This window comes from Kribbella pittospori (assembly GCF_004331465.1).
Lineage (GTDB): Bacteria > Actinomycetota > Actinomycetes > Propionibacteriales > Kribbellaceae > Kribbella > Kribbella pittospori.
Genome location: NZ_SJKB01000006.1, coordinates 102,587 through 125,181 on the forward strand (window position 1 = coordinate 102,587; position 22,595 = coordinate 125,181).

A 22,595-nucleotide genomic window follows, 5' to 3' on the forward strand; every position below is an offset into this window, starting at 1 on the left:
AGTTGGCTCCGGATGTTCGGCACCGACGGTGCCGGGTGGGCTTCGACGAGTGAGGAGGTGGGTCGGCTGACCGCCGGGAGCCTGAGCGAACTGCTGCGTGGATTCCGGACCAGGGCCGGTCTGACCCAGGCCGCTCTGGCCACCAAGGCCGGGCTGAGCGAGCAGGCGATCAGCGTGCTCGAGCGCGGCACCCGGCAGCGACCCCGGATCGGAACCGTCCAGGCACTGACCGTGGCCCTCGACCTGACCGCCGGCGAAGCCGAGGAGTTCCTGGCCGTTGCCCGCGGCAAGAGCCGTACGGTGCGGGTGCCGACGGCGGCACCGGTATCGCCGGCACCGGCTGTGACCGACGCGTTACCGGTGCCCTGGCAACTACCTCCGGCCGTGCCGGACTTCACCGGTCGCGCTGCTCAGATCGAGGCAGTCCAGGCCGCCTTGCGGGATCCCGCCAGGATCCGCACCGGCGCCGTCGGGCTGGTCGCGGTGACCGGCATGGGTGGCATCGGCAAGACCGCACTCGCCGTACAGGCAGCGCACAAGTTGACCGGCAGCTATCCCGACGGCCAGCTCTACCTCAACCTCCGCGGATACGGCCCGGGCCGCCCGATGACGACCGAGGATGCGCTTCGGCAGTTGCTGCGATCCCTCGGTCTCGACGTCCAGCTGATTCCCGACGACCTGGAGGAAGCGGCCGCGATGCTGCGATCCCAGTTGGCGGGTCGCCGCGTGCTCGTGCTGCTCGACAACGCAACCGACGTACGTCAGGTCACGCCGCTGTTGCCGGCGAGCCCAGGGTCGGCGGCGATCATCACCAGCCGCGGATCGATGGCAGCGCTGGCCGGCGCGCGGCAGATCCGGCTCGACGCGTTGTCGGAGACCGAGTCGGTCGAGCTGTTGTCCGGAGTCATCGGCCAGGCCCGGGTTGCGGCCGAGCCGGACGCGGTCGAGCGGCTCGCCTCGTTCAGCGGTCGCCTGCCGCTGGCCGTCCGGCTGATCGGCGGCCGGCTGGCGGCGCGGCCGAGCTGGCCGATCCAGCATCTCGTCGACCTGCTGCGGGATGCGGAGCGGCGGCTCGACAACCTTGGCTCCGACGAGACCGGCGTACGGGCGAGCATCGCCAGTTCGGTCGAGTTCCTCAGCACGAGTGACCGCCCGCTCGATCGCGAGGCCGCCCAGGCCCTTCCCCTGCTGAGCGTCCCGGACGGGTCGGATCTCCTCACCATCGTCGCCGCCCACCTGCTGAACGTTCCGCTCCGCCGGGCCGACGCGATCCTGGAACGCCTCGTCGACCTCAACCTGCTCGAGTCCGTGGCCCCCGACCGCTACCGCCTGCACGACCTCATCCGGGCGTACGCGCGGGAGCTGGCCGACGAAACCCTCACCCCGGCCGAACGTGATGCCGGTCTGGACCGCGTCCTTCGCTTCTACATCGCGGCGGCCTGGGCCTGCCAACGGCTGACGCATCCGAAGAGCCCCAGGTTGTCGCTCGCGACTGTCCAGGCCGAGCCGCTTCCGCCGTTCAAGGACATGGGTTCGGCGCTTCGGTGGTTCGATGACGAGCAGCGCAATCTGCTCGACAGAGTTGCCCAGGCGGCCGGTACGTCGATCGCCGGGACCGCCGTGTTCCCCGAGCTCGCGCTCGCGATGTTCGGCAACCTCGAGCCGCGCCGGCGCTGGGTGGAGATGCGCGAGCTCGGCCGGGGCGTCGTCGAGCTCGCCGAGCGGCTGAAGCTGCCGATGACGGCCGCCTGGCTGCAGCACGACAGTGCGATCCCGGAGGTCGAGAACGGCGCGCTCGAAGCCGCCGTTCCGCATCTGTTCAAGGCGCTGGAGATGTTCCGGCAGGAGGCCGACATTCTCGGGGAGGCGCGGTGCTGCTCCTCGCTGACGTATGTGCTCGGCCACCTGGGTCGCATCGACGAGGCGCTGGAATTCGGCAACCAGTCGCTGCGGCTCAGCCAGGAGATCGGCGACATCACGCTGGAAGGCGTCGCGTACACCGCGGTCGGCGGACTGTACGACCGCCTCGGCGACTACGAACGGGCCGACCAGGCGTTCGCGCAAGGCGTCGCCCTGGCGCAGAAGTACGGCGACCAGCGTTCGGTCTTCAAGCGCTACGTCAACGCGGGGTTCTCACATGTGCTGGTCGGCCGCTACGGCGACGCGGTCGAGTCGGTGCAGCGCGCCGTCCTGCTGGCCGAACAGGCCCACGACGACGTGGGTCTCAACGAGAGCCACCACACGCTCGCCCTGGCCTACGCCGGTCAGGGGCGGTTCGACACGGGTGAGTACCATGCCCGCGAGGCTCTGCAGTTCTCCCGGCGGATCAAGAACCGGCTGCGGGAGGGCCGCATTCTTCTGGAACTGGCCAAGATCAATGCGGCGACCAGTGACCGTTCCGCCGCGACCGCAAATGCCACCGCTGCCGCCGGCGTACTCGCGGGGCTTTCGCCTATTCACGAAACGCAGGCCGAGGAGCTGCTGGCCCACTTGGCGCGCGACGAGCCCTACACCTACGCACTCACAAATCACTCGATCTGATCGCCGACCCCGCAGAATCGGGGCGGACGGCGATTCAGTCGGTGGTGGTGATGATGGTGGTTTCGACCTGGATTTGGGTCAGCCGGAGAAGGATTTTCTGGCGAAGGGCGTCCGGGGCGTGATCGGAGCCGCAGGAACGGTGCACGAGTTTCTTCACGCAGCGTTCCAGGTCGTATTCGTCCAGGCAGGGCGCGCACTCTTCCAGGTGCTGCCGGATCTCGTCGGTGCTGGCGTCCTCGAGCTCGTTGTCGATGAACACGTACACCCGCTGCAGGATCTCGCTGCAGTCGACGTCGTGGTGCTCGCCGCAGCTCACGACTCCTCCTTCTCCGCGGTCGCGTCGGCGCTGTCGTCCGACGTGGGGATCAGGCCACGATCCCGGGCGTAGTCGCCCAGCAGCTCACGCAACTGGCGCCGGCCACGGTGCAGCCGAGACATCACGGTGCCTACCGGCGTACCCATGATGTCGGCGATCTCCTTGTAGGCAAAGCCCTCGACATCGGCCAGGTACACGGCCAGGCGGAAGTCCTCAGGGATGGACTGCAGCGCTTCCTTGACGTCCGAGTCGGGCAGATGCTCCAGAGCGACGGCCTCGGCCGACTTCAGTCCGCCGGGAGTGTGGGACTCGGCGGCGGTGAGCTGCCAGTCCTCGATCTCCTCGGTCGGCGACTGCGTGGGCTGACGCTGCCGCTTGCGGTACCCGTTGATGAACGTGTTCGTCAGGATCCGGTACAGCCAGGCCTTCAGGTTGGTGCCCGGCGTGAACTGGTGGAACGAGCTGTAGGCCTTCGCGAAGGTGTCCTGCACCAGGTCCTCGGCGTCGGACGGATTACGGGTCATCCGCATCGCCGCGGCGTACATCTGGTCCAGGAAGGGCAGCGCTTCGCGCTCGAACCGCGCGGTGCGCTGCTCGGGTGTCTCGGTGGTGGTGGGAGTCGGCATCGTGATCGAGAATACCGGGGTCTGCCCAGCGTCTCGCGCCGGAGCCACACTCGTCGCCATCATGTTCGTCACAACACCCCCCGCCGCAGCCTCATTCCCGCCTGAGCGGGCGGCCGCGGAGCGTTCAACCGCTGACCATCATCCGGACACTTCGCGGCTGACCCATTCGAACACAGCTTCGACCAGGAGGTCGAACGCCTCCTGCTGACTCAGCTCGGCCCGCTTCGGAACCTTGAACGAGTGCTCCGCATCCGGTACGACGGCCATCTCGGTCAGCGGCGGGAACTCCTCCGGCGACCCGAACGGGTCCCGCTCCCCCTGCACGACCAGTGTCGGCAACCCCGCGCCCTGCAACTCGTCGACACGAGAACTGCCCGGCTTGCCCGGCGGATGCAACGGAAACGCCAGCGCCAGTACGCCGGACGCGCCCAGGCTGCTCGCGGTCCGGCAGGCCACCCTGGCACCGGCGCTGCGGCCGCCGATCACCAGCGGGGTGCGGACCCGCAACTGGCCGATGATCGCGATCCACGCCTCGTCCAGGATCTTCGGTGCCGGCGCGACCTTCTTCCCGGCCCGGCGCCAGGGCTGCTCGATCAGGAACACGTTGATGTCCTGCTTCGGCAGCCGGGCGGCCAATGCGGCCAGGTCGCCGGACTCGATCCCCGCCCCGGCGCCATGACCGAGGGCCAGCGTCGCCACCGGCCGCCGGGCCCGATGCGCCACGATCCGGGCCTCACCGTGCGGCGTCCCCACAATCCGTTCGTCGGTCACCCGCCCCATCCTGTCATCTGAAGGCGGCGGATCAGCGCTGCTGGGACGGTGGGTTTCTTCTCTTCCCGTCCTCGGAGAGGAAGAGAAGAACAGAAAGAGAAAAGAAGGGGGTGGGTCAGAAGAGAGTGGTCTCCTCGGGCGCCGGCGGCTTGTCGATGGGGTCGGCGCCGTCGGGCGGCAGCGGGTCCACGAGGTGCGGCCCGTTGTTCTTCACCGAGCTGACCGCCTTGGACACGGCGTACGCCTCGAGCCGGCCGGGCGCGGCCGGGACCAGGAGGTCGAGCAGGTCGTCAGGATCCGACGACAGCGGGTCGAGCCAGGCGTCGTACCGCTCGCGCTCGACCAACAGCGGCATCCGGTCGTGGATGCGGCCGAGGTCGTCGGTGGCCGAGGTGGTCAGGACCGTGCAGGTCCACAGCCAGGCCTCGTCCTTCTCCGCGTCCTGGACCGACTTGTCCCGCCAGATCTCGTACAGCCCGGCCATCGCGAGCACGCTGCCGTCGGGCGGGTGGATGAAGTACGGCTGCTTGACCGGCTTGCCGTTCACCTTCTCCTCGGCGGTGTACCACTCGTAGTAGCCGTCCGCGGGCAGGATGCAGCGCCGGGTGGCGAACGCCTTCTTGAAGGCCGGCTTCTCCGCCACCGTCTCCATCCGGGCGTTGATCAGCCGGCTGCCGATCGAGGTGTCCTTGGCCCAGGACGGCACCAGTCCCCACTTGACCGTGGTCAGCTTGCGGACCGTGTCCTCGGGCTGCTCGCGGTTCTTCCGCTCGACCACCGCGATCACCTGGTCGGTCGGCGCGACGTTGTAGTTGTCCGGGAGCTCCTGCACGGACTCGCGCACGTTCCCGGCCTCGATCTCGAACTCGACGACGAGGTCCGACGGGTCCCGGCTGGACGCGTATCTTCCGCACATACCAGCAGCCTAGCGACGTCCCCGGACAGTTCCAGGGCCGTGCGAGATACACAGCGACGTACCCAGGGACGGGACGAGCGACGACGGATCGCTCACCCCGTGATGAGCGATCCGCCGCCGGTCCGATGCGTCCGGGCACCCCCCTGTTGGCGTCCGGACGCAGGTCCCTAAGGTCTGGCCAGTTCGTCGAGCACCCGGCCGGACATCTCGTCACTGCTCGGCAGTCCTTCGATCCAGATCCGGGCCAGCTGGGGTACGTCGGTGTCCAGCCGCCACTGCGTGATCAGGGCTCGTGCCGTCTCGACCTGCTCCGGCAGGTTCGGCTCGCGGCCGACGAGCGCCGCCGCACGGCGTGAGCCGACGCGGCCCAGTACGTCACCGCCGCAGAAGACGATCCGCAGGCACTCCGCCACGTCGACCAGCCGGAGCTCGCGGTCGAACGGCGTGGTGCCCGGGGGATTGAGCGGCTCGACAACCACCAGTGCGTGGGTCTGCGGTACGGAAGTTCCACGGAGTTCCGCCTCTCGGTAGAGCTCGCCGAGCCGGGACCGCAGGTGCGCCAGGCTGGACAGCCCGGTCAGCGGGTCCTCGCAGGACAGCGAGTGGAGGTAGACCAGTGAGGCCTCGGCCCAGCTGGAACTGAGTGCGCGTACCGCGGCGAAAGCCGGCTCGCCCCCGGCGATCGAGCGGTACAGCGCACTCAGCCCATCAAGTGCCTCGAGCAACGAGACTCCGTCGGCCGCCAGTTGGCGGCCGACCTCGTCACTCGCAGGCACGACATCGGCTCCGTCCCTCAGCGCCTCGGCGATCGCGAGATAGGCGCTGTGGTCGGTGCTGCTTTCGGGACAGCTCATCGCGTCAGGGCCGGCTGTGCCGTGCGCCTCCCTCCGCCCGCACGGTTGATCAGTGGGAGACGACACTTCCGGCCGGTTCCGTGCGGGCGACCCCGCCAGGTTCAGGGACTTGGCCGGACGCAGGTCGAACCGTCTGCGGAGATCCGCGAACAGCGACATGGCCCTCCTCGAAAACAGCCCCGTCAGTCTCCCGACCGGTCGGCCGGAAGCGTCGTTCCGGAGGTGAGACAGCGGGCGGCGAAGTTCATGACGCGGATTCGGAGAACTTTTTTCGCGTAACTTCCGCACCGCCGTCCTCGTCAGGAAAGGAGCACGGTTCCGCGTCAGGAAAGGTGCGCCGGGGAGATGCGCACAGCCCGTCCCACGTGGGAGCCTTGTCCTCGGCAACTATGTGACGGACGGTGACGCCGTCCTACAGACAGTCGTGACCACAGACCACGGGGGAGACCGATGGAGACGCCGGAAGGACCGAGCGACGCCGAACTGATCGCGCGCGTCCGCAACGGCGACCTCGAGGCGTACGGCGCGTTGTTCGGCCGGCACCACCACGCGGCCGAGCGGATGGCCCGCCAACTGGTCCCGGCCAACGACGCCGACGACCTGGCCAGCGACGCGTTCGCCAAGGTGCTCGACGCGCTTCGCTCCGGCGGCGGCCCGGACATCTCCTTCCGCGCCTACCTGCTGACGACGGTGCGGCGGGTGCACATCGACCGGATCAGGTCCGGCCGCAAGGTGCAGGCCACCGACGACATCGCGGCGTACGAGCGGGAGCCGGAGACCTTCGACGACCCGACCGTGACCGGCTTCGAGAGCGGCGCGGCGGCCAAGGCGTTCGCCAGTCTGCCCGAGCGCTGGCAGGCCGTGCTCTGGCACACCGAGGTCGAGGGTGAGAAGCCGGCCGCGATCGCTCCCCTGCTCGGCCTGACCGCGAACGGCGTCTCCGCGCTTGCCTACCGGGCCCGCGAGGGTCTGCGGCAGGCCTACCTGCAGCAGCACCTGGCCGACGTCGCCGGGGACCGCTGCCGCTGGACCACCGAGCGTCTGGGTGCGTACGTCCGCGGCGGCCTGACCAAGCGGGAGAACCGCAACGTCCGCGAGCACTTGGACGACTGCGCGAAGTGCACCGCGGTCTACCTCGAGTTGGTCGAGGTCAACAGTGCGCTGCCGGCGCTGCTCGCCCCGGCCCTGCTGGGCACCGCGGGTCTCGGCTACCTGGCCGCCGCGTCCGGCGCCAAGGTCGGCTTCGTCGGCTTCCTGGCCACAGGCTGGAAGAAGGCCACCGAGAACAGCACGCGTACGGCGGTCGGCGCCGGAGCGGTCGTGGTCGTCGCCGTAGCGGCCGTGCTCGCGGCGATGGCGCTCACCGGCAACGACACTCCCCCGGCGGCGATCAGCAATCCGCCGAGCCAGCAGCCGACCCAGCCTCCGGGGACAGCTCCGACAGTGCCACCGGCCACGCCTCCGTCGGTCAAGCCGCCGACCGCGAAGCCGACGACGGCTCCGACCACCGCGCCCCCCACGACCGCGCCGACGTCACCGGAGCCGACGCCCGGCGTCACTCCGACTCCGCCGGGGACCACACCGACGCCACCGTTGCCGACGACACCGATCCTGGACGAGGGCCTGCTGACCATCAGTGCACCGCGCAGCGGTGGCAGCACCCCGACGACGCGCGCAGGCGGGGTGCAAGGCCAGGCCGCCTCAGAGCAGTGGATCATCACCATCACGGCCCCGGCCCAGAACGCCAACCCGATCGTCGTCGGCCTCAAGTACGGCTCGGCACTCCACTGGCCGCTCAACGGGGACCCTCGAGGCTGGACGTGTAACCAGGCCGCCGGCACCTGCACGGCGGACAACTCGTCCGCGCCCCAACCATTGCCTGTCTCGTTCGATACGCCGACCGGCGGCTCGGCGGCCGACCGGACCTTCACCGTCTCGGCCAAGACCGGCCGCCTGTACGACGACGACTCGGCCACGCTGACCGCACCGCCACGGACCGACGAGAACCTGCTGAAGATCGTCGACGGCACGGCGGATCCGGACGTCCACCACCGGATCCTGACCGTTGCCCCCGGCACGGACCGGACCAGCGTGACGCTGAAGCTGAGCTACGGCTCGTCGCTGCAGTGGCCGGTCACCGGCAACCCGGCCGGCTGGAAGTGCTCGGCCTCGACGAAGACCTGTACGTCGCTCACTCCCGCGAAGCCGGCCCCGCTGCCCGCGAACTTCGACGTACCCGAGGACAGTTCGGCGGCGGCGCGCACGTTCACGGTGGCGGCGACGGCCGGGCTGGTGAGCGACACGGACTCCGAGGTGCTGCCAGGGATCCGGCCGGACGAGTCGCTGCTGCAGATCGTCACGCCGTCACCGAGCACCGACCCGAACCCGTTCCTCTACAACCGGTTCCTGAAGCTCAACGGGGCCACGAACCGGCGGGTGACGCTGGACATCACCTGGGGCCGCAGCCTGCAGTTCGTGCCGGCGCTCAACGTCGGGTGGACCTGCTCGCGGTCGTCCGACATCAACAGCATGACCTGCTGGACCGACAACTACCGCAAGTCGTTCAACTCGCAGTGGGCCGCCTGGCTGCCCGGCACCGGCTCGAGCAACACGATCACCGTGCACGCCCAGGTCGGCGGCCGCAAAGACACCGACTCGGTCAAGATCCCGCCGTCCACCACCCGCCGGTAGGTCGTGTCTGGTGGTCCCACGCCGTAGCGAGCAGGTGCTCGGTGCGGTGCATCGGCGTGCTGGAACGGAGGTCTCGATGCGGAGCATCGTGGCCTTCGGGCCAGTGCGCCGAGGTGCCGTGCCGAGTGCCGCGCAGTAGGCGGGGGATCACCAGACACGACCTAACTCACTTGGTGCTCGAGCGGTGCGGTCGCTACGCTGGTCGGGTTCGCGCTGACGGAACCGAGTAGCGCCGTACACCACGTCCGAGAGAGTCGCCGGTAGCTGTGAAGGCGATACGTGGAGCGGTGGCGAAGACACTCCCGAGCGGATGCACGGCAAGAGGCCGGGTCAAGCCGATCCGGCGAAGGTGTGGTGGCACCGCGAGATTCCCCTTCGCCCACACCTCCGGGGTACGAGAAACGACCTGGAGGTGAAAACAGCGATGCGCATTCTCAACCATGAGATCCCCTCAGCAGTAGGCCAGTCCGTCACGGTGGCCGGCTGGGTGCACCGAAGACGACGGCTCGCCGCCGTCAGTTTCCTGATCCTGCGCGACCGATCCGGTCTGTCGCAGATCGTCGTGAAAGCGCCGGAGACGCAGACACAACTGGACGAACTCGGTGAGGAGACCGTCGTCCAGGTGACCGGCACGGTCGCCGCCAACCCGCAGGCACCCGGTGGCGCGGAGATCGTCGACCCGGTGATCGAGGCGCTGACCGAGCCGGCCGCGACGCCGCCGATCGAGCTCTGGCGACCCACGGTCGGTGCCGGGCTGCCCGTCGTACTGGACAACGCGCCGGTCGCACTGCGGCACCCGGCGGTACGGGCCGGCTGGGAGATCGCGGCCGCGGCGCTGCACGGGTTCCGCCGGACCATGGACGGTCTGGAGTTCACCGAGATCCAGACGCCGAAGATCGTCGGTACGGTGACCGAGTCCGGGGCCAACGTGTTCGCGCTGGACTACTTCGGTGGGCCGGCGTACCTGGCGCAGTCGCCGCAGTTCTACAAGCAGACGATGGTCGGGGTGTTCGAGCGGGTCTTCGAGGTCGGTCCGGTCTTCCGGGCCGAGCCGCACGACACGGTCCGGCACCTGGCCGAGTACGTGTCGCTGGACGCGGAGTTCGGGTTCATCGAGGGCCATCGCGACGTGCTCGCCGTACTGCGCTCGGCCGTTGCCGGGATGCTGGCGGCGGTCGGCGAGCGGGCCGGTGGTGCGTTGGAGCGGCTCGGGGTCGAGTTGCCGGAGATTCCGGTCGACGTACCGGTCGTGCACTTCAGCGAGGCGCTGAAGATCGCGGGCGCGGACCCGGACGAGCCCGACCTGGCGCCGAAGGACGAGCGGGCGGTCGGCGAGTGGGCGTTGCGCGAGCACGGCAGCGAGTTCGTCGCGGTCGAGGGCTATCCGATGGTGAAGCGGCCGTTCTACACCCATCCGCAGCCGTCGGACCCGCGCTGGTCCAACTCGTTCGACCTGCTCTTCAAGGGCGTCGAGCTGGTCACCGGTGGCCAGCGTCTGCATCGCTACAGCGAGTACGCCGCCGTCCTCGAGGCGCGTGGTGAGTCGCCGGAGGACCCGGCGTACAGCTCGTTCCTGCAGGCGTTCAAGCACGGGATGCCACCGCACGGCGGCTTCGCGATCGGTCTCGAGCGCTTCGTCGCGCGACTGACCGGGGCGGAGAACGTCCGCGAGGTCACGCTGTTCCCGCGCGACCTGCACCGGCTGATGCCGTAGTGGACACCACCGAGTCGGTTGTCGGCGAGCTGAACGTTGCCCTAGGCACCAGTTACCAGCTCGTCCGGCAACTGACCGGTGGTCTCCAGTCGACCGCCTACGAGCTCACCGACGGCGATGCCACGGTTGTCTTGAAGTGGACGGCCGACCCGGGCTGGGCGCCGCGGGTCCGGCGCGCGGCCGAACTGGTCGGCCGGGCACGCACGGTGGGCTACCCGACGCCGACCTGGCTGGCCGTGGGCGAGACAGTCGCCGGATCGCCGTACCAGCTGCAGGAGTTCGTCACCGGCGAGCCGCTCCGCGACGGATCGGTGATGGACGAGCGGCTCGCCCGGCAACTGATCGCGATCTGTGAACTGCAGCGCGACCTCGTCCCCGAGGACGGTGTGACCTGGTCGGGGTGGTCGAGCGGCGTCGTCTTCGAGGACTGGGACGGTGTGTGGGGCCGGGTGCATGCGTACGGCGGTGAGGTCGCCGAACTGCTCGACCGCTACGCCGAGTTGTGCCGGCCGTACCGTGGCGAGGTCCTGCCCGACAACGATCTCGTGCACGGAGATCTCAACGTCGGCAACTTGATTGTCGACAATGGGCGGATCGCCGGGATCGTCGACATCGAGGCGGCGGGCGGTGGGTCGCGGGCGTACGACCTGGTCTCGCTGGCGACGTCGGCGGCCCGCGACGGTGCGCCGGCCGGAGTCGACGAACTGTTCCTGGAAGCGGCGTTGCGGGCGGGCGACGGTAGCGGTGTGCGCGGCGGCGGCGTACGCGACGATCGCCGAGTTCGTCCACGAACGCTCGAAGTTCTCGCAGGAGCTGGTCCGGGAGGGTGCGCAGCGGGTGCTCGACCTGCTGGTTGCATGATGGGCGCATGCTGAGTGAGGTGGAGCGGCGGGCAGTCGCCGCCGTCGACGACGCACGGGTGGTCGACGATCTGCGGGAGCTGGTGCGGATCCCGAGTGTCGACGGGTCGCCGGCGGAGGTCGACGTCCAGACGTGGTGCGCGGAGCGACTGTCGTCGCTCGGTCTGATTGTCGACAACTGGCGGATCGACCTGCCGGCGCTGGCCGCGGATCCGGAGTTTCCCGGGATGGAGGTCGAGCGAGACCGGGCCTGGGGGTGCGTCGGGGTGCTCGGTGGGCACGCGGCAGCGCCGGGGCTGATCTTCAACGGGCATGTGGATGTGGTGCCAACGGGTGAGCCCGGGTTGTGGCCGAACGGCGATCCGTTCTCGGCCCGGGTCGAGGACGGGGTGATGTGGGGACGCGGCACCTGTGACATGAAGGGTGGCGTGGCCGCGATTCTCGGCGCGGTCGCGGCCATCGTTGCCTCGGGCATCGAGCTGCGGAAGCCGCTCGCGGTGCACACCGTGATCGGTGAGGAGGACGGCGGTGCCGGCGCGTTCGCGACGTTGAAGCGCGGCCACACCGGCGAGGCGTGCCTGATCGCGGAACCGACCGCGAGCTGTGTCATCCCGGCCAACGCCGGGTCGCTCACGTTCCGGCTGGAGGTCCCCGGGCTCGCGACGCATGGCTCGACCCGGACCCGCGGGGTGAGCGCGATCGAGAAGTTCGTGGTGATCCAGTCGGCGCTGCAGGCGCTGGAGCTCCGGCGGAACCGCGATCCGCATCGGTTGCTCGCGCATCTCGAGCTGGCGAACCCGCTGTCCGTCGGCCGGATCGAGGCGGGCGACTGGGCCAGCACCGTCCCGGATCTGCTCGTCGCCGAGGGACGGTACGGCGTACGCCTCGGTGAATCGGTGGCCGCGGCGCGAGCCGCCTTCGAGTCGGCGATCGCGGATGCTTGCGCGAAGGACGACTGGTTGCGCGAGCATCCGGTCGCGGTCAGCTGGCCGGGCGGTGAGTTCGCGTCCGGGCTGCTGGCAGAGGGCGATCCGCTGCTCTCGGACACGGTGCAGGCGGCCACTGACGCGGGTGTCGAGACTCCTGAGGTGAAGGGAGCGCCGTACGGCTCGGATCTGCGGCTGTATGCGGCGGCGGGGATCCCGACGCTCCAGTACGGTCCCGGCGACGTGCGGTACGCCCACGCCACCGACGAGCACGTGCGTCTGTCCGAGGTCCTCCACGCGGCCCGTGCCTACGCCCTGCTAGCCGTCCGCCGCTGCGGCTGAGTGGTACAAATCCACCATGAGGCCGTTGCGTGGGCGTTCGGCGGAGCTCGGACGGCTGCTGGACGCGCTGCGCGCAGCCGCTGAGGGGCGGTCCTCGCTGGCTGTCGTTTCGGGCGAGCCCGGGATCGGCAAGTCGGCTCTGCTGGCGGCAGCCGTAGAACAGGCCGAACGGCATGGCTTCCTGGTCGCCAGCGCGTCCGCACAGCAGACCGACAACATCAGCCCGCTGTCCTCACTCGCACCAGCCCTCCGCGCCGGCAAGGAGCCGCTGGTCGACACAGCGCAGTTTATGGAGCTGGCCACCCTCAACACCCAGCCGCTTTGGCTCGCCGAGCGCTTGGCCGACCTGATCGGCCGCCGGTTGGACGGTACGTCGGCCGTCATCGTGCTGGACGACGCGCAGTGGTCCGACCCGCTGACAGCCTTCGTACTCCGCGTCGTCGCGGCCCGGCTGGCCGACTCCCAGCTGCTCTGGCTGCTGGCCACGCGTCCGTCCCCCGGTGGCGTGACCGATCAGCTGACCGACGCCGTCCGCGGCCAGGTCCCGATCCACGCCATCAACCTCACACCGCTCGCCACAGAGGCCATCCAGGACCTCGCCGCCGATCTCCTGAACGGTCCGGTCGACCCGTCGCTGGCCGTCCAGCTGGCTGGTGTGCAGGGCATCCCGTTCCTCGCCGAGCAGCTGATCGCCGGGCTGTACCTCGGCAGCAGCACGGACACGACCGGTCCGCTCCCGACCGGTCTGGTCGAAGGCGTACGGCGTCGTACCAGCGGACTGTCCGAGCTCAGCCGGACGCTGGTGCGGACCGCCGCGGTGTTCGGGAGCGAGTTCCGGCTCGAGGACGTCGCCGTACTCATGGCCGAGCCGGTGGCCAGACTGGCCGATCCGCTGGAGGAGGCGGTCCAGTCCGGGCTGCTCACCGATGCCGGCGCGGTACTGCGCTTCCGGCACGAGCTACTGCGGTCGGCTGCGCTGGCCGACGTACCTCCGTCGGCTCAGAGGGCCCTGCACGGCGCCATAGCCAGTCAGCTGATGTCGGCCGGTCGAGGAGCGGCTGCTGCGGCTCCGCATGTCCTCGCAGTCGCGCAGCCCGGTGACGCCTCCGCGGTGGCCACTCTGCGGGAGGCGGCCCGCGGTCTGCTGGCGACCATGTCGACCACGGCCGCCGAGGTGATCCAGGAGGCGTTCGATCTGACCCTGATCGACGAGCCGTTGCGTGCCGAGGTTGGTGAGGAGGTCGTGAGCATCCTCCTCACGGCCCGGCAGTACGACCGGGCCAAGGCCTTCGCGGACGACCTCCTCAGCGGCAGCGTGCTCTACCGAGGTCCGATCACCCCCATGCTCCAAGCCACCGTCCGCCTGCATCTGGCGCCGTACCAATGGCCGACCGACCGACTGGACGTCCGCGACCTCACCGTCGCCGGCGCGGAGCCTCCGCTCGCCGAGCGCCTCGCGGCCTTCCGTGTGCTGGCCGGTGCAGAAACTCCTGGCGCACCCGAAGACCCGGTGGCTCGAGGAGTGTTGTTGGTGGCGGCGGCGGTGAAGGAGCGGGCTGCGGGACGGTATGCGACTGCCCTGGAGTACTACGCGGACGCTCGGCGAGTGTCCGCCGGTCTGGGCAGTCTGCCGGACGCGTTGGTCGAGATGGGCGAGCTGTGCTGCCGGGCTGAGGTCGATGAGTTGCCGGGAGCGCTGGAGCGGGTGCGGGAGCTGCTCAGCGGCGGCGACTCGTGGGTGGCGCCGCAGTTGGCTGTGCTGCAGGCGCGGCTGGAGTACGCGTCGGGCAACTTGGCTGAGGCGGCGCAGGCTGCCAATACCGGACTGCGCTGGATGAGCCAGTTGCACGACAGCACGTTGGCTCCGGTGGCGCATCAGGTTCTCGCGCTCGTCGCTCTGCAGCGCGGCAAGCTCAGCCATGCACGGGAGCTCGCGGGGCACGATCCGACGATCAACGCCTTGCTCGCGATCGCGGACGGCGACACCAAGGCGGTTGCGCGGTTGCGCGACGTACCGCGGGACTTCCCGGAGCGGACCGACATACTCGTCCATGCGGGCGCTGAAGACCTGCTGGCAGAACAGGCGGCCGCAACTCCATCGACAGCGCACCGCGGGGCGCTGGAGCTGGTGGCTGCGGGCAACGATCTCGAACGGCTGGCGGCGGCGACCGAGACGCTCCGTACGGCGCACCGACCGTTGCTGCTGGCAAAGGCCGAGGAGCTGTACGGCGGCGCCGTATTGGAGTCCGACCGCTCGGCCGGCATCGCCACCCTCGAACACGCCCTCGACACCCTGACCGCACTCGGCGCTACCGCTCCGGCCGGCCGGACCCAGGCGGTGCTCCAGGCAGCCGGAGTACGACGCCGCCGATGGTCCGCCGTACCTCCGCGGGCCCAGGAGGGCTGGGACGCGCTCACCCCGATGGAGCGCCGGGTCGCGCTCCTGGTCGCCGAGGGCCACACCAACCGCTCCGCCGCCGAGGAGCTGGTCGTCTCCGCGAGTACCGTCGGCACCCATCTGCGGTCCGCCTTCGGCAAGCTCGGGGTCAACTCGCGGGTCCAGCTGACCCGTCTGGTGCTGGAGCGATTCACCCCTCCCCCGAACGCATGAGTTTTGGGTGCACCGCCGTCCCCCACGGCTGAGTTCACCCCTGGCAAGTTCGGTTGTTCGGTCGATCCGGCCGAGCAGGCCTGCGCGGTTTCCTTCTACTACCAAGTCAAACCTGAAGGAGATCGAGAGCAATGACCGACAAGACCCCCACCGTCGTCCTGGTGCACGGCGCGTTCGCGGAGAACTCCAGCTGGACCGGTGTGATCGCCGAACTCAAGACCCGCGGCATCAACGCCGTGGCGGTCAGCAACGAACTGCGCGGTCCCGCGCTCGACGGCAGCCGCGTCGCCGCCCAGGTCCGCGAGATCGACGGCCCCGTCGTCCTGGTCGGGCACTCGTACGGCGGAGCGGTGATCACCGCAGCCGCGAACGAGGCCGACAACGTGACCGGCCTGGTGTACGTCGCCGCGTTCCTCCCCGACGAGGGCGAGAGCCTGCAGGACCTGCTCGGGAGCTTCCCCGCCAACGACTTCCCGGCCGGCCTGGTGCCGCACACCCTGCCGACCGCCGACGGCGGCGAGGAGACCTACCTCAGCATCGCGCTGGACAAGTTCCCGACATTGTTCGCCGCCGACGTCGAGGACGCGGACCTCCTGGCCAGGACCCAGAAGGCGATCGCCGCAGCGGCGTTCGACGAGAAGGCCGGCCCGGCGAGCTGGAAGCGGCTGCCGGTGCACGTCCTCGTCGCGACCGGCGACGCGGCGATCCCGCCGGAGGGTGAGCGCATCATGGCCGCCCGCGCCAAGGCCACCACCATCGAGGTCGACGGCTCGCACGCCGTCGCCGTCTCGCAGCCGAAGGCTGTTGCCGACTTCATCGCGACCGCGGTCGAGGCGGGTGCGGCCCGATGAAGCTCCGTCGCCTGGGTGCACTCCTCGCCACCGCCGCCGTACTGCTGACCGGCGCGACCACCGCCACCGCTCAGACCGAGCACCAGCCGAAGCCGACCATCGTTCTCCTGCACGGAGCCTTCGCCGACGGGGCCAGCTGGTCGGAGGTGACCGGCCGGCTGCAGCGGGACGGGTACACCGTCGTCGTCCCCGCCGTACCGCTCCGCGGGATCGCCGCCGACACGTCGTACCTGAGCGGCGTGCTCGCCGGAATCCCCGGTCCGAAGGTCCTCGTCGGTCATTCGTACGGCGGTGCGCTGGTCAGCGAACTCGCCGGGACCAGCGGGGTCAAGTCGCTCGTGTACGTGGCCGCGTTCATCCCGCAGGCCGGTGAGACGATCGGCGCGCTGAACGCGAAGTACCCGGGCAGCGAGCTCGGACCGGACACCACGAACGCGATCAGCTACTCCGGTGGCGTCGACCTCGCGGTGAAGCCGGAGGCGTTCCATCGGGTGTTCTCGGCCGACCTGTCCGCTCGGCAAGCCGCCGTACTCGGGGCCTCCCAGCGTCCGGTCAACGCCGCCGCCTTCGACGAGCCGGTCGCGACGACGGCTCCGGCCGGTCTGCCGAAGTACGCCGTGATCCCGACCGGAGATCACGCCATCCCGCCGGCGGCCGAACGGTTCATGGCCCAACGCGCCCACGCCACGACGGTCGAGATCCCCGGCGCGTCCCACCTGGTCGCCCTGTCCCACTCGTCAGCCGTCACCAACGTGATCGAACAGGCCGCTCGATGACAGCCCGCGGCCCGCACGCCACTGTGGCGTGCGGGCCGCGACGGGTCGGTCGTCGATCGCGATCAGAGACTGCGGGCGACGATGTCGCCGACGGTGGTGGTCGCGCGGATGGTGAGCGGGACGGCGGCGCCGTCGGCGTTCTTGAGCGCGTTGTTGATCCGGCCGGTGGTGGTGCCGGCGTCCAGGGTGGCCGAGACTCCGGCAGCGGCGACGACCTCCACCTCGCCGACATCGGTGCGCAGTACCAGCGCACCGCTCACGGCCTCGGCGATCCGGATGTCACCCTTGCTGGTGCGAATCTCCGCGGGGCCGTTGAGGCGGCCGACCGAGACGTCACCGGCGGTCAGGCTGAGGCGAGCGCTCGCGACGTCCTCGAGGTCGATCGAGCCGTGCGCGCTGTTGACAGCGACGTCGCCGAGCCGACCGGTGGCCTGGAGTTCGGCGCTGGCCGCCTTCACCTCGACCTGCGAACCCGCAGGCAGGTGGACAGTCACCGCAACGGAGCCGGAGGGCCCGAAGTACTGGTTCTTGGCCAAGACCTCGATCCGCAGGACGCCGTCGCCGTACTCGACCTTCGCCTCCTCCGCCGCCTTGACGTCACGGCTCTTCGAGGGGTTCGCCGGCACGATCTCGACGGCGGTGTCGGAACGGTCGGCGGCGACGAACTGGATGCGTCCGGCGGGGATGTCCAGGACTGTGGAGATCGGCTCGGGGGTGTTGAAAGTCGGCATGGTCTTGCCTTCCTGAGTTTGTGGTGTCGAGCTGTTGATGAGACCAGCTTCGACGACCGCCCTGACACTGGACGGCCACCGTGCTGACATGACGGACGTGCCGCTGTCAGCAGCCGAACAGGTCGACGATCACAGCAGACGATCGAGGGCCGCCCGACCGATCGGGCCCCAGTGTGGTTTGCCACCGGGGAGGCCCTTGTCGCCGTTGACTCCCATCGCGATCAGGAACATCGCCCGGGTCAAAGCCCAGCCGCGAGCTCGTCGAACCGTGGCCTCGTCCACCGGGTAGCGCTCGAAGAAGCGATCGGCCGCGCCGTCCGGTAGCAGGATCCACGCAGCCGCGAGGTCGTTGGCCGGGTCACCCGCGCTGATCTCCTCGAAGTCCACGACGCCGGCAAGGGTGCCGTCGGCAACGACCACGTTGGCCGGGTGCAGATCGCCGTGCAGCCACAACGCCGGCCCGCCCCAGGCCGGGGCGGCTACCGCGTCCTCCCAGACCGCACGGATCTTGTCACGGCGACCGACGTACTCGTGGATCTCTTCGAAGCCCAGTCCCTGCGGCAGACTGCCCCGGTGACTGACGGGCGCGTCGGCCGGGGCCTCGGTGTGCAGTGCCTGCAGGAAGTCGACCAGTACGTCGGCCGCCTTCGGATCCGTGATCGGTGCGTGGTCCGCGGGTTCTCCGTGGACCCAGGTGGTGACCATCCAGGTCCTGGGGAAGCGGTCCGACGGCTCCCCCAGGCGCTGCGGGGTTGGGACGGGTAGTGGGAGACGAGGAGCGAGCGTGGGGACCCAGCGGGCCTCCTTGCGGAGCAGCTCCGGTGCCTGGTCGGTGCGAGGTATCCGGACCGCCAGATCGTCTCCCAGCCGCCACATCTGGTTGCCCCAGCCGCCGACCACCTCCCGCAGCTCCAGTTCGGCCAGATCCGGATGCTGATCCTGCAGCAGGGCGCGCACCAGTTGTTCGTCCATGCAGCGTCGGACGCATCACACTCGGATCTGGTTGGGAATAGACCGCCGATCACGGTGAGTTGGCCCGAGTATGCGTATCGATGTGTGGTCCGACGTCATCTGCCCGTGGTGCTACATCGGGAAGCGGCGGCTCGAGCAGGCGCTGGCTCAGAGCGGCGACAGCGCGGAGATCGTCTGGCACTCCTTCCAGCTGGACCCGTCGGCGACGAGCGACGACCCGCGCGACCTGCCGACCCGGCTGGGTGAGAAGTACGGTCGCGACCGCGCGTGGGGTGTGCAGGCCAACGCCCACGTGACCGAGGTCGCCGCCGAGGTCGGCCTCGAGTACCACCTCGACCAGTCCAAGTCCGCGAACACCGTCGACGCGCACCGGGTACTGCACCTGGCCCGCGACCTGATGTCCGCCGGCGAGGTGCCCGCCGACACGCAGGACCGCCTCAAGGAGCGGCTGCTCAAGGCGTACTTCACCGACGGGCTCCCGGTCGGTGACCACGCGACGCTCACGCAGCTCGCCGAGGAGGTCGGCCTCCCGTCCGACCGGGTCAGCGAGGTGCTCGCGAGTACGACGTACGCCCAGGACGTCGCCGACGACCAGGCTCAGGCGCTGGCGTACGGCGCCAACGGGGTGCCGTTCTTCGTGATCGACGAGAAGTACGGCGTCAGCGGTGCGCAGCCTGTCGAGGTGTTCCAGGAGGCGCTGCGGCGGGCGAACGCGGACCGCAAGCCGGTGACGCTGATCACCGCCCCGGGCGCCACCACCGACGACGCCGCCTGCGGTCCGGATGGTTGCCCGATCTGAGTCTGAACGGATGAGCCTTGGGTACCGGGCGACGTACAGAACGTGGTGTATGAAGGAGGCATGACTGTCGTGCGTGCACTGGCCAGGCCACTGCTCTCGATGATCTTCGTCGCGCAGGGTGTGAACTCGATCCGCAACCCCGAGCCGCTGGTGCCCAAGGCCCAGCCGGTGACAGACCGTTTGGTGCCGATGGTGAAGAACGTCGCACCGGCTCAGATCGCCAACCGCATCCCCGAGACCACGGTGAACCTGGTCCGGCTGAACGGCGCCGTCCAGGTGCTCGGCGGTCTCGCGCTGGCGAGCGGGAAGGGACGGCGGACGGGCGCTACGGTGCTGGCGGCCACGCTGCTCCCGGTGACGATCGCCGGGCACCCGTTCTGGCAGGTGAAGGACAAGGACGCCCGGAGCGCGCAGCGGATCCAGTTCATGAAGAACCTGGGTCTGTTCGGCGGTCTGCTCCTCGCCGCGGTCGACACCGAGGGCAAGCCGGGCGTCGCCTGGCGGGCCACGCACGGGGCGCAGGCGGCGAAGCGGGAGACCAAGCGCGGCGCGAAGGCCGCCAAGCGGGAGGCGAAGCAGCTGGCCCGTGAGGCCAAGCACGCCGCCAGACTCGCGAAGGCGGAGCTGAACCTCGGCTGACCTCACGGCCTCCTATTCTGGAGGCCGTGCCTACGTACAGTGACGACGGCCAGTGGTGGTGGGACGGCCGCAGTTGGCAGCCGGTCTCCCAACAACCACCACAGCAGCCGTACGCCGGGCCACCCCCGCAGCAGCAGTTCCAGCAGCCACACGGCGGCCAGCAGCAGTACGCCGGCCCGCCGCAGCAGCCGCAGTACCCGCGGCCGCAGCAGCAGTCCCCCGGGCAGCCGTACCCGCAGCCGGGGTTCTACGGGCAGCCGCGGCCGCCGCGGAAGCGTCGTACGGTCTGGATCGTGGTCGGCCTGGTACTGCTCGTGATCGGCGTCTCGGCCGGCGTCCCGGCCGGCATCCTCGCCTGGCGCGCCACCTCCGGCGACGACAACGACGCCGGCCACGGCATCGGCAGCAGCGGCACCTCGGAGGAGCCGAAGGGCAAGAACCTCGAGCCCGGCCAGTCCGTCACCGCGCAGTCCCTCGCCCAGGTCGATCCGGCGACGTTCTACGAGAGCGTCGTCAAGCGCCAGATGACCGCGCCGATCGGCCGGGTGAAGTCGAGCATGTTCGGCGACCCGCAGAAGTTCGCGTCCCGGCAACTGTTCCCGATCACCGACATCGCGATCGACCACCGGAGCGACAAGTTCTACTACTTCCAGACCATCCTCACCGGCCCCACCGACGACGAGCCGACCAACATCGCCTGCCAGGGGACCAAGGAGATGCACTGGTCGAACTACAGCAAGAAGTGGGAGCAGAGCACGTTCACGAGCAACACCTGCACGAAGAAGCCGTTCATGGGCGGCGGTGACGGCGTCTTCTCCAGCGGACTGACCGCGGACCAGGCAGACAAGGTGCTGGCGAAGCTGCGCACGTACAAGGGCTATGTGAACGTCGCCAAGCCCACTCTGCTGTCGGCCGGCGGCAAGACATACGTCCGCCAGATCGTCGACTTCAAGCCGATCACCCTGGCCGACAAGAACTACTGGGGTTCGGCGATTTCGATGTGGGCGTTCCGCGACGCGGGCCTGGATCCGGTCACCTGGCCGTGGTCGAACCCCTTCAACCTGACCGAGGGCATCCACATGGTGTATTACCTCGACACCAAGACGCTGCTGCCGGTCGCGGCGTTCCAGAAGGGCATCGACACCCCGGCCGGCAACGGTGAGCCGGCGGTCAAACGCACCACCATCCAGGTGCTCAACTACACCTTCCCGAAGACCCTGCCGCCGATGGTCCTCGGCCGGAGTGCGAACACGCTGTCGCTGACCCTCCCGGAAGGCTGGAAGGTCGTGTAGCAGCCATGCCCTAGGCTCAGGGGCAGGAGTTCCGAGCGTAGGGAGTGGGATGAGCACGCAGCAGGGCTGGCCGGCGCCGAAGGCCCAGGGACCGGTCAGCGGCCGGGTCACGGTGCCCGGATCGAAGTCGATCAGCAACCGTGCCCTCATCCTCGCCGCACTCGCCGACGGACCGTCGCACCTGACCGGTCTGCTCGCCGCCCGCGACACTGCGCTGATGCGCGCCGCGCTCGTCTCACTCGGTGTCGGTATCACGGACAACGGCCCGGTCGTGACTGTGACCCCGGGCTCGCTCAAGGGTCCGGCAAGCGTTGACTGCGGCCTCGCCGGCACTGTGATGCGCTTCGTCCCGCCGGTGGCCGGGCTGGCTGACGGTGTGGTCGAGTTCGACGGCGACGCGTATGCGCGCGAGCGCCCGATGGGCGTCATCCTCGACGCACTGCGCACGCTCGGCGTCCAGATCGACGACCAGGGCACCGGCCGCATGCCGTACGCCGTGTCCGGAGCAGGCTCGGTCCGCGGCGGCAAGGTCACGCTGGACGCATCCGGGTCGAGTCAGTTCGTGTCGGCCCTGCTGCTCGCCGGAGCCCGGTACGACGAGGGCGTCGACATCCGGCACGACGGGAAGCCTGTGCCGTCGCAGCCGCACCTGGACATGTCGGTGGCGATGCTGCGCGAGCGCGGCGTCCAGGTCGACGACAGCGAACCGAACCGCTGGGTGGTTGCCCCCGGCCCCATTCGGGCGCTGGACGCCGCGATCGAGCCGGACCTGTCGAACGCGGCGCCGTTCCTGGCCGCGGCCGTCCTCACCGCCGGCGAGGTCACCGTGACCGGCTGGCCGGAGCAGACCACGCAGCCCGGCGGTCAACTCGGCGACATCTTCACTCGCTTCGGTGCCGAGGTGACTCGGACCGAGGACGGACTTACGGTCCGCGGGACCGGACGAGTGCAGGCGGTCGACCTCGACCTGAGCGAGGTTGGTGAGCTGAGCCCGGTGATCGCCGCCGTGGCTGCGTTCGCGGAAGGACCGTCGTACCTGCGGGGAATCGCGCATCTGCGCAACCACGAGACGGACCGGCTGGCGGCGCTCGAGCACGAGTTCAACGCGCTCGGTGGGGACGTGACGCAGACGGCCGACGGGCTGGAGATCCGGCCGAAGCGCTTGCAGGGTGGGCTTTTCGGGACCTACAACGACCACCGCATGGCCCACGCCGCCGCCGTACTCGGCCTGCTCGTGGACGGCCTGGAGATCGAGAACATCGGAACCACGGCAAAGACCCTGCCCGAGTTCCCCCAAATGTGGTCGGAGCTAAGCCGTGTGTGATGGTCCCGCGCCTACTGCGCGGCACTCGGCACGGCATCTCGCC

The 22,595-nt window shown here is 69.7% G+C and carries 19 protein-coding genes; 12 read left to right on the top strand and 7 right to left on the bottom strand.

Features of this window, described 5'->3' with window-relative positions; genetic code table 11:
- Positions 1-12: 12 nt before the first annotated feature.
- On the top strand, positions 13-2,541 hold the full coding sequence (locus tag E0H73_RS19945) for an ATP-binding protein (RefSeq protein ID WP_131358476.1): 2,529 nt from the start codon (positions 13-15) through the stop codon (positions 2,539-2,541).
- A 34-nt stretch (positions 2,542-2,575) separates the two neighbouring features.
- Here the strand turns inward: E0H73_RS19945 and rsrA are convergent, their stop codons facing one another.
- The 5 genes from rsrA to E0H73_RS19970 form a co-directional block, all read right to left on the bottom strand.
- Entirely contained in the window at positions 2,576-2,857 is a 282-nt protein-coding gene (gene rsrA / locus E0H73_RS19950; protein ID WP_131358479.1) for a mycothiol system anti-sigma-R factor, read from the bottom strand.
- The gene (locus E0H73_RS19955) at positions 2,854-3,483 is read right to left on the bottom strand and encodes a sigma-70 family RNA polymerase sigma factor (protein WP_131358482.1); all 630 of its coding nucleotides are present in this window, start codon (positions 3,481-3,483) and stop codon (positions 2,854-2,856) included. Before E0H73_RS19955 ends, rsrA begins: the two co-directional genes overlap by 4 nt.
- 138 nt (positions 3,484-3,621) lie before the next feature.
- The gene (locus tag E0H73_RS19960; RefSeq protein WP_131358485.1) at positions 3,622-4,263 is read right to left on the bottom strand and encodes an alpha/beta hydrolase family protein; all 642 of its coding nucleotides are present in this window, start codon (positions 4,261-4,263) and stop codon (positions 3,622-3,624) included.
- 106 nt (positions 4,264-4,369) lie between these two features.
- Complete coding sequence (locus E0H73_RS19965; protein ID WP_131358488.1) at positions 4,370-5,170, bottom strand: SOS response-associated peptidase; 801 nt, start codon at positions 5,168-5,170, stop codon at positions 4,370-4,372.
- 167 nt (positions 5,171-5,337) lie between these two features.
- On the bottom strand, positions 5,338-6,024 hold the full coding sequence (locus E0H73_RS19970) for a hypothetical protein (protein ID WP_238164112.1): 687 nt from the start codon (positions 6,022-6,024) through the stop codon (positions 5,338-5,340).
- Between the two features lie 450 nt (positions 6,025-6,474).
- Between E0H73_RS19970 and E0H73_RS19975 the strand changes: the two genes are divergently transcribed.
- From E0H73_RS19975 to E0H73_RS20005, 7 genes are all read left to right on the top strand, one after another.
- Positions 6,475-8,715, top strand: a complete 2,241-nt coding sequence (locus E0H73_RS19975; RefSeq protein WP_131358494.1) for a sigma-70 family RNA polymerase sigma factor — start codon at positions 6,475-6,477, stop codon at positions 8,713-8,715.
- 424 nt (positions 8,716-9,139) lie between these two features.
- Positions 9,140-10,429 (top strand): aspartate--tRNA(Asn) ligase, encoded by a 1,290-nt coding sequence (gene aspS / locus E0H73_RS19980; protein ID WP_131358497.1) that lies wholly within the window; start codon positions 9,140-9,142, stop codon positions 10,427-10,429.
- Positions 10,429-11,304, top strand: a complete 876-nt coding sequence (locus tag E0H73_RS19985) for a phosphotransferase family protein (RefSeq protein WP_131358500.1) — start codon at positions 10,429-10,431, stop codon at positions 11,302-11,304. The genes aspS and E0H73_RS19985 overlap by 1 nt, the downstream gene beginning before the upstream one ends.
- Complete coding sequence (locus E0H73_RS19990) at positions 11,298-12,557, top strand: ArgE/DapE family deacylase (protein WP_131358503.1); 1,260 nt, start codon at positions 11,298-11,300, stop codon at positions 12,555-12,557. The genes E0H73_RS19985 and E0H73_RS19990 overlap by 7 nt, the downstream gene beginning before the upstream one ends.
- A gap of 16 nt (positions 12,558-12,573) precedes the next feature.
- Positions 12,574-15,168 (top strand): ATP-binding protein, encoded by a 2,595-nt coding sequence (locus tag E0H73_RS19995; protein WP_131358506.1) that lies wholly within the window; start codon positions 12,574-12,576, stop codon positions 15,166-15,168.
- Between the two features lie 131 nt (positions 15,169-15,299).
- Positions 15,300-16,019 (top strand): alpha/beta fold hydrolase, encoded by a 720-nt coding sequence (locus E0H73_RS20000; RefSeq protein WP_131358509.1) that lies wholly within the window; start codon positions 15,300-15,302, stop codon positions 16,017-16,019.
- The gene (locus E0H73_RS20005; protein WP_131358512.1) at positions 16,016-16,795 is read left to right on the top strand and encodes an alpha/beta fold hydrolase; all 780 of its coding nucleotides are present in this window, start codon (positions 16,016-16,018) and stop codon (positions 16,793-16,795) included. Before E0H73_RS20000 ends, E0H73_RS20005 begins: the two co-directional genes overlap by 4 nt.
- 62 nt (positions 16,796-16,857) lie before the next feature.
- On the opposite strand, the gene E0H73_RS20010 is transcribed toward E0H73_RS20005, so the two are convergent.
- Together E0H73_RS20010 and E0H73_RS20015 are read right to left on the bottom strand one after the other, a co-directional pair.
- On the bottom strand, positions 16,858-17,526 hold the full coding sequence (locus E0H73_RS20010; RefSeq protein ID WP_131358515.1) for a DUF4097 family beta strand repeat-containing protein: 669 nt from the start codon (positions 17,524-17,526) through the stop codon (positions 16,858-16,860).
- A gap of 129 nt (positions 17,527-17,655) precedes the next feature.
- Positions 17,656-18,498, bottom strand: a complete 843-nt coding sequence (locus E0H73_RS20015; RefSeq protein ID WP_131358518.1) for an aminoglycoside phosphotransferase family protein — start codon at positions 18,496-18,498, stop codon at positions 17,656-17,658.
- 70 nt (positions 18,499-18,568) lie between these two features.
- On the opposite strand from E0H73_RS20015, the gene E0H73_RS20020 reads away from it, so the two are divergent.
- Genes E0H73_RS20020 through aroA form a run of 4 tightly spaced genes read left to right on the top strand, consistent with a single transcriptional unit; the run spans position 18,569 to position 22,552 of the window.
- Positions 18,569-19,297: a DsbA family oxidoreductase gene (locus E0H73_RS20020; protein ID WP_131358521.1), complete on the top strand. Its 729-nt coding sequence runs from the start codon at positions 18,569-18,571 to the stop codon at positions 19,295-19,297.
- A gap of 60 nt (positions 19,298-19,357) precedes the next feature.
- Entirely contained in the window at positions 19,358-19,936 is a 579-nt protein-coding gene (locus E0H73_RS20025) for a DoxX family protein (RefSeq protein WP_131358524.1), read from the top strand.
- A gap of 26 nt (positions 19,937-19,962) precedes the next feature.
- On the top strand, positions 19,963-21,228 hold the full coding sequence (locus tag E0H73_RS20030) for a hypothetical protein (protein ID WP_131358527.1): 1,266 nt from the start codon (positions 19,963-19,965) through the stop codon (positions 21,226-21,228).
- Between the two features lie 49 nt (positions 21,229-21,277).
- The gene (aroA, locus tag E0H73_RS20035; RefSeq protein WP_131358530.1) at positions 21,278-22,552 is read left to right on the top strand and encodes a 3-phosphoshikimate 1-carboxyvinyltransferase; all 1,275 of its coding nucleotides are present in this window, start codon (positions 21,278-21,280) and stop codon (positions 22,550-22,552) included.
- Positions 22,553-22,595: the final 43 nt, after the last annotated feature.

Coding starts and splice junctions, on each gene's coding strand:
- E0H73_RS19965 (WP_131358488.1), bottom strand. CDS start 5,170: ATGTGCGGAAGATACGCGTCCAGCCGGGACCCGTCGGACCTCGTCGTC.
- E0H73_RS19970 (WP_238164112.1), bottom strand. CDS start 6,024: ATGAGCTGTCCCGAAAGCAGCACCGACCACAGCGCCTATCTCGCGATC.
- E0H73_RS19945 (WP_131358476.1), top strand. CDS start 13: ATGTTCGGCACCGACGGTGCCGGGTGGGCTTCGACGAGTGAGGAGGTG.
- E0H73_RS20000 (WP_131358509.1), top strand. CDS start 15,300: ATGACCGACAAGACCCCCACCGTCGTCCTGGTGCACGGCGCGTTCGCG.
- E0H73_RS19990 (WP_131358503.1), top strand. CDS start 11,298: ATGCTGAGTGAGGTGGAGCGGCGGGCAGTCGCCGCCGTCGACGACGCA.
- E0H73_RS20005 (WP_131358512.1), top strand. CDS start 16,016: ATGAAGCTCCGTCGCCTGGGTGCACTCCTCGCCACCGCCGCCGTACTG.
- E0H73_RS20025 (WP_131358524.1), top strand. CDS start 19,358: ATGACTGTCGTGCGTGCACTGGCCAGGCCACTGCTCTCGATGATCTTC.
- E0H73_RS19960 (WP_131358485.1), bottom strand. CDS start 4,263: ATGGGGCGGGTGACCGACGAACGGATTGTGGGGACGCCGCACGGTGAG.
- aspS (WP_131358497.1), top strand. CDS start 9,140: ATGCGCATTCTCAACCATGAGATCCCCTCAGCAGTAGGCCAGTCCGTC.
- E0H73_RS20010 (WP_131358515.1), bottom strand. CDS start 17,526: ATGCCGACTTTCAACACCCCCGAGCCGATCTCCACAGTCCTGGACATC.
- E0H73_RS20015 (WP_131358518.1), bottom strand. CDS start 18,498: ATGGACGAACAACTGGTGCGCGCCCTGCTGCAGGATCAGCATCCGGAT.
- E0H73_RS19955 (WP_131358482.1), bottom strand. CDS start 3,483: ATGCCGACTCCCACCACCACCGAGACACCCGAGCAGCGCACCGCGCGG.
- E0H73_RS20020 (WP_131358521.1), top strand. CDS start 18,569: ATGCGTATCGATGTGTGGTCCGACGTCATCTGCCCGTGGTGCTACATC.
- aroA (WP_131358530.1), top strand. CDS start 21,278: ATGAGCACGCAGCAGGGCTGGCCGGCGCCGAAGGCCCAGGGACCGGTC.
- E0H73_RS19995 (WP_131358506.1), top strand. CDS start 12,574: ATGAGGCCGTTGCGTGGGCGTTCGGCGGAGCTCGGACGGCTGCTGGAC.
- E0H73_RS19975 (WP_131358494.1), top strand. CDS start 6,475: ATGGAGACGCCGGAAGGACCGAGCGACGCCGAACTGATCGCGCGCGTC.